The 15,168-nt window shown below is 59.3% G+C and carries 9 protein-coding genes; 8 read left to right on the top strand and 1 reads right to left on the bottom strand.

All coding sequences use genetic code 11. The annotated features are described in order from the left end of the window. Positions 1-580: 580 nt before the first annotated feature. Positions 581-4,225 (top strand): vitamin B12-dependent ribonucleotide reductase, encoded by a 3,645-nt coding sequence (locus tag D1820_RS04350; RefSeq protein WP_118067998.1) that lies wholly within the window; start codon positions 581-583, stop codon positions 4,223-4,225. Between the two features lie 192 nt (positions 4,226-4,417). On the opposite strand, the gene D1820_RS04345 is transcribed toward D1820_RS04350, so the two are convergent. Beyond that, on the bottom strand, positions 4,418-5,587 hold the full coding sequence (locus D1820_RS04345; protein ID WP_118067997.1) for an MFS transporter: 1,170 nt from the start codon (positions 5,585-5,587) through the stop codon (positions 4,418-4,420). Between the two features lie 236 nt (positions 5,588-5,823). Here D1820_RS04345 and D1820_RS04340 point away from each other — a divergent pair, with 236 nt between their 5' ends. From D1820_RS04340 to D1820_RS04310, 7 genes are all read left to right on the top strand, one after another. After that, positions 5,824-8,667 carry an EAL domain-containing protein gene (locus tag D1820_RS04340; protein ID WP_118067996.1) on the top strand — a complete coding sequence of 948 codons (2,844 nt, stop codon included), beginning with the start codon at positions 5,824-5,826 and terminating at the stop codon, positions 8,665-8,667. A 401-nt stretch (positions 8,668-9,068) separates the two neighbouring features. Then, positions 9,069-9,815 carry a FadR/GntR family transcriptional regulator gene (locus tag D1820_RS04335; protein WP_096868833.1) on the top strand — a complete coding sequence of 249 codons (747 nt, stop codon included), beginning with the start codon at positions 9,069-9,071 and terminating at the stop codon, positions 9,813-9,815. Beyond that, the gene (locus D1820_RS04330; RefSeq protein ID WP_040169255.1) at positions 9,808-10,959 is read left to right on the top strand and encodes an aminotransferase class I/II-fold pyridoxal phosphate-dependent enzyme; all 1,152 of its coding nucleotides are present in this window, start codon (positions 9,808-9,810) and stop codon (positions 10,957-10,959) included. The genes D1820_RS04335 and D1820_RS04330 overlap by 8 nt, the downstream gene beginning before the upstream one ends. A 41-nt stretch (positions 10,960-11,000) precedes the next feature. Continuing rightward, complete coding sequence (locus D1820_RS04325; RefSeq protein WP_118067995.1) at positions 11,001-12,257, top strand: sugar ABC transporter substrate-binding protein; 1,257 nt, start codon at positions 11,001-11,003, stop codon at positions 12,255-12,257. Further along, positions 12,239-13,189 (top strand): carbohydrate ABC transporter permease, encoded by a 951-nt coding sequence (locus D1820_RS04320; RefSeq protein ID WP_040169252.1) that lies wholly within the window; start codon positions 12,239-12,241, stop codon positions 13,187-13,189. Before D1820_RS04325 ends, D1820_RS04320 begins: the two co-directional genes overlap by 19 nt. Before the next feature lie 9 nt (positions 13,190-13,198). Next, complete coding sequence (locus tag D1820_RS04315) at positions 13,199-14,050, top strand: carbohydrate ABC transporter permease (protein ID WP_040169251.1); 852 nt, start codon at positions 13,199-13,201, stop codon at positions 14,048-14,050. Between the two features lie 11 nt (positions 14,051-14,061). Beyond that, a complete protein-coding gene (locus D1820_RS04310; protein ID WP_118067994.1) occupies positions 14,062-15,129 on the top strand; it encodes an ABC transporter ATP-binding protein in 1,068 nt (355 codons plus the stop codon). The last annotated feature ends 39 nt before the right edge of the window (positions 15,130-15,168 follow it).

The following is a 15,168-nucleotide window of genomic DNA, read 5'->3' as shown; positions in this document are numbered from 1 at the left end:
TGCGCTTTGGCGTCGAATTGGTTTTGCGCTTCGTGTGTGCATGGAAAAAAAACACTGTTGCACACGCTCTGCTTTTTCTGCGGGTATTTCACTTCCTCAACCCTCGGTCAGGTTGTGCGCGGCGAATGCAGACCGATGTTCGTTGCGGAAACCCTGATGCAGGATGCGCGGCAACCCCCTCTCTTCAAGGGGATTTCTCGCCTCATGGCTCTGGCTGCGCGCGGACCGGCAGAAGGGGTGTGATCAACTTTGAATCGCAGCTTCGTGATCGACCCCAGACAGTTAAGTCATCGTCAATCAAAAAGTTGGTTACGAAACCCTAAAAATGGCGTTGACCAGCTATGCCCGAATACGTCAAATTGTGTACGTCGGATGATGCAGCACAAAATATGGTGGTTTTCACCCCGCGCTGCACCAGACGAAGCAAAGCATCAAGCGCTAGCGGAAATTGGGGTTTCGGCCCTGACTCGCATCTTCTATGAGGTGCGCCACAGGATGTTTTGTCGTGAATAACGACGCGCAATACGCCGGAAGAAGGCGTGATTTGTGACAGTGGGACTGCAGAAAAGAGGCAGATGGCATGAAGATTGAACGGAAATTCACTAAATCTGGGCAGGACGCATATGCCGATCTGGAGTTCGTTCCTGCAACGTCGGAGATCCGCAATCCGGACGGCACCATTGTGTTCCGTCTTGAGGGCGTTGAGGTTCCGGCAGGCTGGAGCCAGGTTGCCAGCGACGTCATCGCGCAGAAATATTTCCGTAAGGCGGGCGTGCCCAGCAAACTGAAAAAGCTCCGTGAAAAAGGCGTTCCTGAATTCCTCTGGCGCTCCGTTCCGGCGGGCGATGATGTGGAATTTGGTGGTGAGACCTCTTCCAAGCAGGTGTTTGACCGCCTCGCCGGTGCCTGGTGCTACTGGGGCTGGAAAGGGGGCTATTTCTCCACTGAGGAGGATGCTCGCGCCTATTTCGACGAGATGCGCTTCATGCTGGCGACCCAGCGCGCCGCGCCCAACAGCCCGCAGTGGTTCAACACGGGTCTGCACTGGGCTTATGGCATCGACGGTCCGGCGCAGGGGCACCACTATGTCGACTATAAAACCGGCAGGCTGACCAAATCCGACAGCGCCTATGAGCATCCACAGCCTCATGCCTGCTTTATTCAGTCGGTTTCCGACGATCTGGTGCAGGACGGCGGCATCATGGATCTTTGGGTGCGCGAAGCGCGCCTGTTCAAATATGGCTCCGGCACCGGCACCAACTTCAGCCATCTGCGCGGTGAGGGCGAGCCGCTGTCCGGGGGCGGCAAATCCTCTGGCCTGATGGGCTTCCTTAAAATCGGTGACCGTGCGGCTGGCGCCATCAAATCCGGCGGCACCACGCGGCGTGCGGCCAAGATGGTGATCGTCGATGCGGATCACCCCGATATTGAACAGTTCATCGACTGGAAGGTGATCGAAGAGCAGAAAGTGGCGTCCATCGTCGCGGGCTCCAAGATGCATGAGAAGATGCTGAACGGCCTGTTCGAGGCCATTCGCAGCTGGGATGGGGCCGAAGCCGACGCCTATGATCCGGCTGTGAACGACGGGCTGAAGCTGGCCATTCGCGAGGCAAAAAAGGTCGCGATCCCGGAGACATATGTCAAACGCGTGCTGGATTATGCCAAGCAGGGCCACACCTCGATCGAATTTCCGACCTATGACACCGACTGGGACAGCGACGCTTATAGCTCGGTCTCAGGGCAGAACTCCAACAACTCGATCCGGGTCACCAATGCCTTCCTGCATGCGGTGAAGAAAGATGCCGACTGGCAGCTGATCAACCGCGTCGATGGCAAGGTGGCCAAAACGGTGAAGGCCCGCGATCTGTGGGAAAAGGTGGGGCATGCGGCCTGGGCCTGCGCTGATCCGGGGATCCAGTTCCACGATACGGTCAACGAATGGCACACATGCCCGTCCGATGGCGAAATTCGCGGTTCAAACCCTTGTTCGGAATATATGTTCCTGGACGACACCGCCTGTAACCTCGCGTCGCTGAACCTGCTGACCTTCCTCAAGGATGGGGAGTTCCAGGCCGAAGATTATATGCACGCCTGCCGCCTGTGGACCGTGACGCTGGAAATCTCCGTCATGATGGCGCAATTCCCGTCGAAGGAAATCGCGCAGCGCTCTTATGATTTCCGCACGCTCGGCCTGGGCTATGCCAATATTGGCGGTCTGCTGATGAACATGGGCTTTGGCTATGACAGTGCGGAGGGGCGCGCCCTCTGCGGTGCGCTGACGGCGATCATGACCGGCGTGTCTTATGCGACCTCGGCAGAAATGGCGTCGGAACTGGGGCCATTTGCCCGCTATGAGCAGAACGCCAGCGATATGCTGCGGGTGATCCGCAACCACCGGGCGGCTGCGCATGGGTCGATTGACGGTTATGAAGGCCTGGCCGTGAAGCCGGTGCCGCTTGACAGTGCAAATTGCCCCGATCCGCGTCTGGCAGAACTGGCAATGAGCAGCTGGGATGAGGCGCTGGAGCTGGGCGAGCGTCACGGGTTCCGCAATGCGCAGGCGACCGTTGTCGCACCCACCGGCACCATTGGTCTGGTGATGGATTGCGACACCACCGGGATTGAGCCGGATTTTGCCCTGGTGAAGTTCAAGAAGCTTGCCGGTGGCGGCTACTTCAAGATCATCAACCGGTCGGTGCCTGCAGCGCTGGAGGGGCTGGGCTATTCCCCGGCGCAGATTGAAGAGATCGTCTCCTATGCGGTGGGTCACGGCACCATCGGCAACGCGCCGGGCATCAACCATACCTCACTGGCCGGCCATGGGTTTGGCCCGGCGGAGCTGGCGAAGGTCGATGCCGCACTGGAAAGTGCCTTTGACATCCGGTTTGTCTTCAACCAGTGGACGCTGGGTGAGGATTTCTGCACCGGCGTTCTGGGCATCCCGGCAACCAAGCTGAACGACCCGACCTTTGACCTTTTGCGTCACCTTGGCTTTGGCAAGGCCGATATCGAGGCCGCAAATGACCATGTCTGCGGGTCGATGACGCTGGAAGGTGCGCCGCATCTGAAGGAAGAGCATTATCACATCTTTGATTGTGCCAATCCCTGCGGCAAGAAAGGTAAGCGGTACCTTGGGGTTGAGAGCCATATCCTGATGATGGCGGCGGCGCAGAGCTTTATCTCCGGCGCGATCTCCAAGACCATCAATATGCCCAATGACGCGACCATTGAGGATTGTCAGAAAGCCTATGAACTCAGCTGGTCGCTGGGGGTGAAGGCCAATGCGCTCTACCGTGACGGTTCCAAGTTGAGCCAGCCGCTGGCGGCGGCGCTGGTTGAGGATGATGACGAGGCGGCAGAGGTGCTGGAAAGCGGCTCGCAGCAGGAAAAAGCCATCACCCTGGCCGAGAAAATTGTCGAGAAAGTGGTCATCAAAGAGGTGGTGAAATCCCATCGCACCAAGATGCCACAACGCCGCAAGGGCTATACCCAGAAGGCGGTCGTCGGGGGGCATAAGGTCTATCTGCGCACCGGCGAGTATGAAGATGGCAACCTGGGCGAGATCTTCATCGACATGCACAAGGAAGGGGCCGGCTTCCGGGCGATGATGAACAACTTCGCCATCGCGGTCTCGGTTGGTCTGCAATACGGCGTGCCGCTGGAGGAGTTCGTGGACGCCTTCACCTTCACCAAATTTGAGCCTGCGGGCATGGTGCAGGGCAACGACTCGATCAAAAACGCGACCTCGATCCTCGACTATGTTTTCCGCGAATTGGCGGTGAGCTATCTGGACCGCACCGATCTGGCGCATGTCAAACCGGAAGGCGCCAGCTTTGACGATCTGGGACGGGGTGAGGAAGAGGGTGTCTCCAACGTTTCCGAACTGAGTGAGACCGCCGCGACCCGGTCGCTGGAAGTCCTGAAGCAGATCTCCTCCACCGGCTATCTGCGTAAGCGCTTGCCGCAGGAGCTGGTTGTTCTTCAGGGCGGCCAGACCGAGATGCTGGCGGATGGCACTGATCCTGTCTCCGCCTTGCAATCGCTGGTGCCTGAGACATCAAATGCGGCAGCGCCGGCAGTCTCCGGCGGCATGGATGCCCGTACCAAGGCAAAGATGCAGGGCTATGAAGGTGAGGCCTGCGGCGATTGCGGCAACTACACGCTGGTGCGCAATGGCACCTGCATGAAATGCAACACCTGCGGCGGCACCTCTGGCTGTAGCTGAAACGGGCAGGCAACGGAATGATGATCGTCGCGGCACAAGGGATGTCGCGGCGGTTCGGAACCCGGGATGGGTGCGCTCATCCCGACACGGATCAGGACACAGGCAACGACCTCGGGCGGTAACAAGAACCACCTGATCCGTGCACCTGGAGGGGGAGGCCGCTGTGCCTCCCTTTTTCTTGCCTATGTTAGGTTAGCTACGCCTTAAAACGTGCGAGAAAATAACGATAAATACTGCAAGTACGGCAAGGATCAGGAAGGCCGCAGGCAGCGACATCAGCTCAGCGGTGACACCAATCATCGGCGGGCCGATCAGGATACCGCCGTAGCCAAATGTCGCAACGCTGGCAATGGCGGCGCCGGCGGGGATATCCGGATCGCTGGCCGCGCGGCTGAAGGCCAGCGGCATGACCAACGCATAGCCAATCCCCATCAAGGCAAAGCCGACCATCGCCGCACCGTAGCTGCCCCAGCTGACCGCAATCAGCGCGCCAAGGCTGGCACTTGCTCCGGCAAGACGGCCTGCTGCCACGGGGCCAATGCGCGCGACGACAAGGTCGCCAACCAGCCGCACCGCCACCATCGCAATGGAGAAAACCGCAAAGCCAAGTGCGGCATCAGCCTCGCTTGCGCCGGTGGTCAGTACCAGGAAAATAGCGCTCCAGTCGGCCATGGCGCCCTCGCCAACTGCGCCACAGAAGGCGACGAACCCGACCGCCAGCAACGCGCCGCGTGGCAGCAGGGCAGATTTCGCAGCGTCACTCTCTGGGGTGGAACTCGCGACCCAGGGGATCTGGGCCATATAAAGCGTGAGCAGCGTTGAAACACAGCCAGCTACCAGGAAATGCATTGGAATCTGCGCGTCGATGGATGCTGCAATGTAACCCGATAGGGCACCGAGACCGGCGCCGAGGCTGAACATCGCATGAAAAGACGACATCATTGGCCGCGCCGCGCGGGTCTCCACTTCGCTGGCCCAAGCATTCATGGCCACATCCATGCTGCCATGGGCGGCACCAAAGACAAACAGCGCTGCCGCCAGCAGTGGCAGGTTGGGCGCCAACGCCAGCAACACCAGCCCCAGAACATAGGCCAGCGCCACCCGGCGCGTGACATGGGCCGCGCCGATCCGGTCGGCCGCACGTCCCGCCAGCGGAAACGACAGGATCGCACCGGCCGCCATCAGCAGCAAAAGCAGTCCAAGCCCGCCGGGAGACAATCCGTGGATCTCAGATATGGCAGGGATGCGCGAAGCCCAGATGCCGAAGAGCGTGCCGTTTAGCACGAACATCGCCGACACCGCACGCCAAGGGCTGCGCAGCTGACGCGGTCGGCGGGAATGATCTGAATGGGTTTCGAACACGCGGGATCCTTCGGGAGTGAATCGTTATCGGAGATTTCACGGCAGGTTGATCGGAAATCGGAGCAGACGCAAGTGACAGTGCCACGGTTGGTCATTGCGGGAAAATTAGCTCAAAACTCGAGGGATATTTCACGCGAGCTTTGTGGTGGGGCAACAGTTTCTTGGGATCGAATTGCTACCTTTAGGAGAATTTTGCCGCAACCATTCTGGTGTTGGCGATATCCGGAGGGGCTTATATGGCTGAATTCGACACCGCCTGGACGGTCATTATGGCGTTATTGGTGCTGATCCTGCAATGTGGGTTCCTGTGTCTGGAGTCCGGCACCGTGCGGGAGAAGAACGCCGCCAATGTTGCGTTGAAAAACCTCGCCGATATTTGCCTCGTTGGGACCGTGTTCTGGATCGCCGGGTTTGGTCTGATGTTTGGCAGTAGCCTGAGTGGGTTGGTGGGTGTGGATGGATTTTTTCCGAGCCTGTCCAATGTGCTAACGGGAACTGCGGGGCATGTGCCGGATCATGTGCATGTCGCCGATACTGACCACATCGGCGGGCTGGAGGCGCATGTCTCCGCAATGTTCCTGTTTCAAACGGCTTTTGCGGCGACGGCGGCGACCATCGTCTCCGGGGCTGTGGCTGAACGGGAGCGGTTTCTGGGATATATCGCCACCTCCCTGACGCTGGCCGGATTGGTCTACCCGCTGGCCGGGCACTGGGTCTGGAACCCCGATGGGTGGTTGCGTCAGATCGGCTTCATTGATTTTGCCGGAGCGACGGTGGTGCATAGCGTCGGCGGATGGACCGCTTTGATTGCAGTGCTGTTTCTGGGTCCCCGGCTGGGCCGCTATGGGCATAAGAACCGGTTCTTTGAGGAAAATTCGATCTCGCTGATGGCGTTGGGGGGCATGCTGCTGTGGATTGGCTGGGGCGCGTTTAATGGTGGCACTGCGATGGTGTCCAACGCAGATGTGGCGCCGATTGTGGCGCGGACCATGCTGTCCGCAGCCGGGGCCGGGGTGACCTCCATCGCGGTAGGGCTGTTGTTGAACGGCCACATCCGCGCAGAGCTGTTGATCAACGGCATTTTGGGAGGGCTTGTGGCCGGGACCGCCGCGATCCATCTGGTGACCGGGCCAGCGGCATTCGTGATCGGCGTTGCCGGGGCGCTGACGGTGATGTTCGTCCGTGACGTATTGGACGCGCTTAAAATCGACGATGTCGTTGGTGCTGTTCCGGTTCACCTGGCAGCGGGAATTGTCGGGACGCTGGCAGTAGCGGTTGCGGTCCCCTATGAGGCGCTTCCGGCGGGCAGTCGTCTTGGTCAGCTTGGCATTCAACTCCTTGGTGTTGGTGCGGTCGGGGCCTGGGTATTGGCCACAATCGCGCCGCTTGTTTGGATGTTGAACGACCGCGGTTTGTTGCGCGCCAAGCCACGGGACGAGGTGCGCGGGCTGAACCTTGCGGAAAACAACCAGCGCAACGCGCTTTTGGAACTGCTGGAGGATATGAAACGGCATCAAAGATCAGGCCGATTCAGCCAGCGCGTGCGGGTAGAGCCATCGACCCGGCTTGGTGCTCTGGCGTATCGCTATAACCGCGTGCTGGATCGCGTGGAGACCGAAATCGCCGAGCGGATTGACGCCCTGCGGCGCGAACGTGACATGCGGGCTATTGCCGAAGACGCGTTTGACGCCATGTGTGAGGCCCAGAAGGAAAGCGCCTGGGCAGCGCGTCATGACAAACTGACCGGGATCGGCAACCGGAAATACCTTGAAGATTTCCTCGCCGCGCCGGTTCGGGTGCCGGGGGAGGTGACGCTGGTGATGGCGCTGGACCTGGATCGGTTCAAGGAGATCAATGACACCTACGGCCACGCGGCAGGGGATGCCGTGCTTCAGGTTGTGGCCCGTCGGTTGTCGGGACAAATGCGGGATGGTCGGGATTTTGCCTTTCGCATCGGGGGAGATGAATTCACAGCCTTTGTACAGGTCTCGGACAGGGGTGCTGGGGCGGAGGAGATGTGCCAGGATCTGGCGTTTAGCCTATTGGAGCCGTTATATTATCAGGAGGTGCATCTGCGGTTCGGTGTGTCGGTCGGGTTTGCCGTTATGGAACCGGGGGAGCCGTTGAAATCGACGCTGCGGCGTGCCGATCTTGCGTTATATGAGGCAAAGTCCTCAGGATCAGACCGTGTGGTGGCCTATAACGATGCGATCGGGCAGGCCCATAGCGACAAGACGAACCTGATCCGCGATTTCCGAGAGGCTTTGGAGCGCAATGAGATCACCGCGCTGTTCCAGCCGCAGATTGACGCAAAAACCGGTCGCCTTATCGGCTGCGAGGTTCTGGCGCGCTGGCAACACCCCCACCGTGGTCTGTTGACGCCGGACGTGTTCCTGCCCATCGCCGAGGAGATGAATTGCAGCGCAGATCTCGATATGGCGATCCTCGATCTGGCCCTGCAGGGGTATTGGGAACTGCACCGTCAGGGTATTGATTTACCAGTTATTTCGGTCAATGTTTCTGCGGCCCGTCTGGCTGATCCGCAATTGATCGCGGAATTGCAAAGCCGCGATGACATTCCAGGCGGTGGGCTGTCCTTTGAACTGCTGGAGACCGTGTTTCTGGACACGATCAGCGATGATTACGCGCAGAAGATCGCCATGCTCAAGGATCTGGGCATCAGCATAGAGATTGATGATTTTGGGACCGGTCATGCCAGCATTGCCGGTGTGCTCGCCTTGCAGCCTGACCGGCTCAAGATCGACAGGGTTTTTGCCAGTGAAATTGATCGCAAACCGGCGCGTCAGGACCTGATGCGCGGGCTGATAGACATGGCGGCCAGTGTTGGTGCAGAGACCGTCGTTGAGGGCGTTGAGACATGGGAGGAGGCCAGTGTGCTCACCGCCCTGGGCGCAGATGTGCTGCAGGGCTATGTGATTGGCCGCCCGATGGCGTTCGAGGATTTGCTGCACTGGCATAGCGCTCGTGAGGGACAGGCGGATGCGGTCGCCGCGCCCGATGGGGCGCCCGACAAGACGTCGGACCGGGATAAGGATCGTTCCCTGCGCAGCACAGGATAAGCGGGTCCTGGTACCTTATGTTAATGTGCCGTGTGAGGTCGTCGGTCGGTGTTACCGGTCGCTGTAGACAGCCGCGCCCTAATATGGGCCCCGGCCGGGTGATCGCCGCACACGGATCAACGCATGTATTGACGGGTTTCTACCGCCCTCTGGGCAGGACAGTGGTTGGTGATGGCGGTGACTAACCTATGTCGAATCGCTCTGTCCGTCTCATGATCGGTGGCCTTGCGGCGGCGGGTGACGCCGCAAGGGTCGCGATGCGCCATCGGGTGTCATAGGTTTAAGGCTCTGATACTGTTGTATATTATATGTCCTACAATAATATTGATAATGTCGGACAATACTGACATGCTTTTCTGAGACGGGGTTCGGCACAACGCCGACCCAAAGAGAGGCAGAGCATGGCAGCGCGTGATCCAAAACAATTCAGCCACAGCATGGCGCCACTTCCGGCGCGCAGCAGCAGCCGCGATGTTCTGGAAGCTTTGACGCATATGATTGAGGTGGAGGGACTTGGCATCGGTGATCGGCTGCCACCGGAGGTCGACATTGCCCGCCAGCTTGGGATTGGTCGCGCAAAAGTACGTGAGGCGCTGACCGCCTGGCAGAACATGGGCATTGTGACCCGCAATAAAAAAGCCGGTACGCGGCTCGCCACCGAGGTGGTCTCCAACGCCATTCACCTGCCCGTGACGCTCAAGCTGGAGGCAGAGAGCCTGCTGCGGACCCACGCCGTGCGTCGCCCGCTTGAGATCGAAACCGTACGCCTGGCGACGCGCAATATCACGCCGCAAAGCGGCCGGATCATCATGGGGCGCGTGGGTGAGTTGATTGCGATCCATGGCGCCGGGCAGGACTGGCGCGCGGCGGACTATCGCTTTCACGAAGCGTTGCAGGAGGCCTGCGGCAACCCGCTGTTTGGTCAGCTGATCCAGCAGATCCAGCATGGCTTCAACGAGGTATATGAGGCGCCGTTTGGCAAACCGCATCTGGGCGAGGCGTCGATCCCGCTGCACCTGCCGCTCGCCGAGGCGGTGGTCGCCGGTGACGAGAGCGCTGCGGCTCAGGTCATGGAACGCATTCTGGATATGGTCGAAGCGGAGATCCGCGAGTCGATGCAGTCCATGGTGGAGGGGCGCAATGACTGAGGGGGCGGATCTGGCAACATTGATGGCGGCGGTCATGGACGACGGGAGCGGTGCGATCACGCCGCCGATTGTGCAGACATCGCTGTTCAGCTTTGACAGCTATGAGGCATTTGAGGACCGGATGGCGGGACGCAGTGACGCTGCGATCTACACGCGCGTTCAGAACCCGACGGTCGCCGCGTTTGAGGCGCTGATGGCCAAGGCGGAACAGGGGGAGGCGGCAGTTGGCTTTGCCTCCGGTATGGCGGCGATTTCGTCGACGCTGCTGGCCTTTGTCAAACCGGGGGACCGGATCGCCTGCGTCGAGCATGTCTACCCCGACAGTTATCGGTTCATGGAACGGATGCTGCGACCATTTGGGGTGGAGATCGACTATTACGCGCCGCATCAACTGGAAGAAGAGCCGGAGCTGTTGAACGGGGTGCGCCTCGCTTATCTCGAAAGCCCCAGCTCGGTCGTGTTTCAGCCGCTGAACCTTAAGAAGGTGACAGCCCATGCCAAACGGCACGGCGTATTGACGATGATCGACAACTCCTGGGCCAGCCCGGTGTTTCAGAAACCGCTGACGCAGGGTGTCGATATTGTTCTGCATTCCGCGTCCAAATACATCTCCGGCCATTCCGATACAGTGGCCGGCGTGGTGGTTGCGGCGCAGCAGCATATTGACCGGATCCGTGATCTGACACTGCCGCTCCTGGGCGCCAAACTGGCGCCGTTTGAGGCGTTTCTGCTGACACGGGGCCTGCGGACCCTCGCTGCCCGGATGCGTCAGCATCAAGCCACAGCGACGCTGTTTGTTGACCGGCTGGCCGCGCTGCCACAGGTGCGCCGGGTGCATTCTCCGGGGCCGAACGCGGTGCCGGGGCTGACCGGACGTTCTGGGCTGATGGCGGTCGAATTTGACGACAGCGTGGATATTCCTGCGTTTTCCAATGCGCTTCGCCATTTTCGGCTGGGCGTCAGCTGGGGCGGATTCGAGAGCCTGATCCTGCCAGCCCGTGTCGGGCTTGCACAGATTGGCGAAGAAAATTCGATGCAGCGTTTTGGCGTTTCGCCGAACCTCGTTCGGCTGAACCTCGGGCTGGAGGAGGCCGAGGACCTGTGGGCGGATGTCACATCTGCCCTCGCGACCAGCACGGTCTGACAGGGCCGTGTGCACCGTCACACGACAAGGGGAAGGACAAGATGAAAAAATTTCTGACAGGGATCACCACGGCAGCGATGCTGATGGGAAGCGCCGCCTATGCGGAGACAACGCTGAAGCTGGTCGAAGTGATCACCAGCCCGGAACGCACCAAGGTTTTGCAGAGCATCGTTGACGGCTATGAGGCCGCGAACCCGGATGTGACGGTTGAGATCATCAGCCTGCCTTGGGGACAGGCGTTTGAGAAGCTGGCCACAATGGTCGCCGGTGGTGATATCCCGGATGTTGTTGAAATGCCGGACACCTGGCAGGCGCTTTATGCAGGCTCCGGCCAGCTGGCCAGTCTGAGTGATCACGTCGCCGACTGGGAGCATGGTGCCACCCTCACAGAGAAGACCGTCGCCATGGGCAGTCAGGCCGGGGATCTCTATATGATCCCTTACGGGTTCTATCTTCGGGCGATGTTCTACAACAAGAATCTGCTTGCCGAAGCCGGGGTTGCGCCGCCGGAAACCATGGCAGACTTCATGGCCGCATCGGCTGCTGTGTCCGAACTGGAGGGCAAATCAGGCTACTGCCTACGCGGCGGTCCCGGTGGAACCAACGGCTGGGTGATGATGGCGGCCGCCATGAACGGCACCAATGACTTCTTCACCGAGGATGGCAAAAGCCGGATGAATGAACCCGGCTCGGTTGAGGGGATCCAGTTCATGCTTGATCTCTACCAGAACGGTTACGCGCCGAAAGATGCGGTCAGCTGGGGGTTCAATGAGATCGTGGCCGGCTTTTATTCCGGCACCTGCGCGTTCCTTGATCAGGACCCGGATGCGCTGATCGCGATTTCGGAACGGATGCCCGCCGAGGATTTTGCGGTGATCCCGATGCCTGTCGGCCCTTCAGGGAAGGCGTTCCCGACCATCGGTTTTGCGGGGTGGTCGATCTTCAAGGCAACAGCACATGAGGACAAAGCCTTTGATCTGGTCGCGGCCCTGTCCGCGCCCGAGGCCAATGGCACCTGGGCGAAACGTGTTGGTGTGATCCCGGTTCACAAAGGCGCGGATCAGGATCCTTATTTCCAGACCGAACAATTCGAAGGCTGGTTCAAGGAGCTGAATGGCGATCAGTATGAGCCCACAACCATGCCGACCTATCTGGAGAAATGGGGCTATTTTGCCAGCACGGTGGTCCTGGAAACCAGCCAGGAAGCACTGCTGGGGCAGCGCAGCGCTCAGGATCTGGCGGATGAATGGGCAGAATTCCTGACCGACGAACACGCCAAATGGCAGGCAAAGCAGTGATTGCGCGCGCCAAAACAACCGTCGTGTCCGGGGGAACCGGGGCACGACGCTCGCTCTACTGGCAGTATATGGTGGAGCCGTTTCTATATCTGTCGCCGATGATCCTGTTGATCGGCAGCGTCATGTTGATGCCGTTGATTGTCGGAATTTCCTATTCCTTTCAGTCGATTGAGCTGCTCAATCCTTTTGCTACCGGTTGGGTTGGCTTTGAGAACTATGAAAAACTGTGGAGTGATCGAAAGTTCTGGATCGCGCTGGAGAACACCGTCTTCTGGACCTTTTGGTCGATCTTCTTTCAGTTCTTCCTTGGGCTTGGTCTGGCGATGCTGCTGAATACGCAGTTCTTCGGTAAAAAACTGTTCCAAGCGCTGGTATTCCTGCCTTGGGCGGTGCCCACATTTCTGTCGGCTTTGACCTGGGCTTGGCTGTTTAATCCGGTGATCGGACCGATCCCGCATTGGTTGGCCGCCCTTGGCGTGCTGTCTGAGCCCTATAATATTCTGGGTGATCCTGATCTGGCGATCTGGGGACCGATCACCGCCAATATCTGGTTTGGGGTGCCGTTTTTTGCGATCACGCTACTGGCGGCGCTGCAATCCATTCCCGGCGAGCTGTACGAAGCGGCAGAGATCGATGGCGCAACGCCTTGGCAGAGTTTCACCAAGATAACGCTGCCGTTTCTGGCGCCGATGATTGCCATCACGGTGATGCTGCGCACCATCTGGATTGCGAATTTCGCGGATCTGATCTTCGTGATGACAGGCGGTGGCCCGGCCAATTCGACACAGATCCTGTCCACCTATATTTTCACCACGGCGTTCCGCAAATTGGACTTTGGCTATGCCTCGACCATTGCGGTGGCGCTGCTGATCATTCTGCTGGCCTATGCTGTCATCCTGCTTTGGATGCGCAAGCGGTTGGTCAAGATCTGAGGTTCTCCCATGGGTTCTGTTGCACGCTCAAACAGCCGCCATCCGGCGCTGGCATTCGGGAAATACGCGGCCATCGCTTTTTATCTCGGCTTTGCGCTGTTTCCGCTCTACTGGCTGATGAAAATCGCAATCACACCGGATGCGCTGATCTTCTCAGAGGGCACGCGGATGCTGCCCTCGGCGGTGACGTTTGAGAATTTCGCCACGGTTCTGTTCGAGACAGAGTTCCTTGCCTATTTCCGCAATTCACTGACAGTATCGCTGGGGACTGCGTTCTTTACCACGCTGATTGCTGCCGGAGCGGGCTATGCTTTTTCGCGGTTTGTCTTTGCGGGCAAGCGGATCATCATCGCAGTGATGCTGATCACCCAGATGTTTCCGCTGTTGATGATCATTGCACCGATCTACAAAATCGTGGCCGACCTCGGACTGCTGAACTCGCTCACCTCGCTAATCGTGGTCTACACCGCGTTCAATATCCCCTTTGCGACCTTCCTCATGCAATCCTTCTTTGACGGGATCCCGAAGGATCTGGAAGAGGCTGCGATGATGGATGGGTGCTCGCGGTTTCAGGCGTTGCGCACGGTGGTGTTTCCACTGACCCTACCGGGGCTGGGTGCAACACTTGGATTTGTTTTTACCGCCGCGTGGTCGGAGCTGCTGTTTGCGCTGATGCTGATCTCGAAGAATGACGCGATGACCTTCCCGGTCGGGCTGTTGACCTTTGTGTCGAAATTCTCGGTCGACTGGGGGCAGATGATGGCGGCCGGAGTGCTGGCGCTGGTGCCAAGCTGCCTGTTTTTCATTTTCATACAACGCTACCTCGTGCAGGGCCTCACGTCCGGCGCGGTCAAGGGATAGGGGGCCGGATCATGGCACGGATCGAACTCAGAGATGTGGCGAAACGCTATGGCGCCGTGGAGGTGCTGCGCGATATCAATCTTGATATTCAGGACGGTGAGTTCATCGTTCTTGTGGGGCCATCGGGCTGCGGGAAATCTACGCTGCTGCGGATGATTGCGGGGCTGGAGCCGATCACATCGGGTGATTTCGAGATTGACGGCCAGCGGATGAATGATGTCCGTCCGCGTGACCGCGATATTGCGATGGTGTTTCAGTCCTATGCGCTCTACCCGCATATGGATGTGGCACGGAATATGGGGTTCTCCATGGAGATCCGCAAAGATCCCGCCGAGGCGCGCCGCTCCCGCGTTGCCAAGGCAGCGGAGACACTGGGGCTGTCCTCCTTGGTTGATCGCCTGCCCAAGGCCCTCTCGGGCGGTCAGCGACAGCGTGTTGCGATGGGGCGCGCGATCATCCGGGATCCCCGCGCGTTTCTTTTTGATGAGCCGCTGTCCAATCTGGACGCTGCACTGCGTGTTGAGATGCGGCTGGAGATTGCCCGGCTGCACAAACAACTGGGCGCCACGATGATCTATGTGACCCATGACCAGGTGGAGGCGCTGACCCTTGCCGATCGTATCGTGGTGTTGAACGGCGGCGATATACAGCAGGTCGGCTCGCCGCTTGAGCTTTATGAACGCCCGGCCAACAAATTTGTCGCGCAGTTCATCGGCTCCCCCACAATGAACATTCTGCCGGTGTCCGGTGCGGCCTCTGGCGTGATGGCGAGCAATGGGATGATGCTGACGCTGGATCATCTGCAGGACACCGCTGCAGCGGTTGAACTGGGCATCCGGCCAGAACATCTGGATGTGGTAGAGCCGGGTGAGGGGCATCTGACCGCCGTTGCCGATGTGGTGGAGCGTCTGGGCTCGGACACCAATATCTATGCCAAAGTTGACGGGATTGGGCCTCTGATGGTCCGCAAGCACGGCAATGTGCCGGTGCGAAGTGGAGAGCGTCTGGGCTTGCGCCTGCAGGCCCAAAACGCGCATATCTTTGATGATCGCGGCATTGCCCTCAGGCCGGCAGCCTGAGCCGTTGCGATCACGACCTTGGCAGCAAAAGGAGAGCAG

The sequence above is a fragment of the Phaeobacter sp. LSS9 genome, from assembly GCF_003443595.1.
Classification (GTDB): Bacteria; Pseudomonadota; Alphaproteobacteria; order Rhodobacterales; family Rhodobacteraceae; genus Phaeobacter; species Phaeobacter piscinae.
The sequence above is the reverse complement of the archived record's forward strand: the minus strand, read 5'-3'. Positions and strand labels throughout refer to the sequence as shown.

Excerpts from the sequence above, each read along its gene's own strand:
- D1820_RS04340 (WP_118067996.1), top strand. The coding sequence starts at position 5,824 with ATGGCTGAATTCGACACCGCCTGGACGGTCATTATGGCGTTATTGGTG.
- D1820_RS04315 (WP_040169251.1), top strand. The coding sequence starts at position 13,199 with ATGGGTTCTGTTGCACGCTCAAACAGCCGCCATCCGGCGCTGGCATTC.
- D1820_RS04330 (WP_040169255.1), top strand. The coding sequence starts at position 9,808 with ATGACTGAGGGGGCGGATCTGGCAACATTGATGGCGGCGGTCATGGAC.
- D1820_RS04350 (WP_118067998.1), top strand. The coding sequence starts at position 581 with ATGAAGATTGAACGGAAATTCACTAAATCTGGGCAGGACGCATATGCC.
- D1820_RS04325 (WP_118067995.1), top strand. The coding sequence starts at position 11,001 with ATGAAAAAATTTCTGACAGGGATCACCACGGCAGCGATGCTGATGGGA.
- D1820_RS04335 (WP_096868833.1), top strand. The coding sequence starts at position 9,069 with ATGGCAGCGCGTGATCCAAAACAATTCAGCCACAGCATGGCGCCACTT.
- D1820_RS04320 (WP_040169252.1), top strand. The coding sequence starts at position 12,239 with ATGGCAGGCAAAGCAGTGATTGCGCGCGCCAAAACAACCGTCGTGTCC.
- D1820_RS04310 (WP_118067994.1), top strand. The coding sequence starts at position 14,062 with ATGGCACGGATCGAACTCAGAGATGTGGCGAAACGCTATGGCGCCGTG.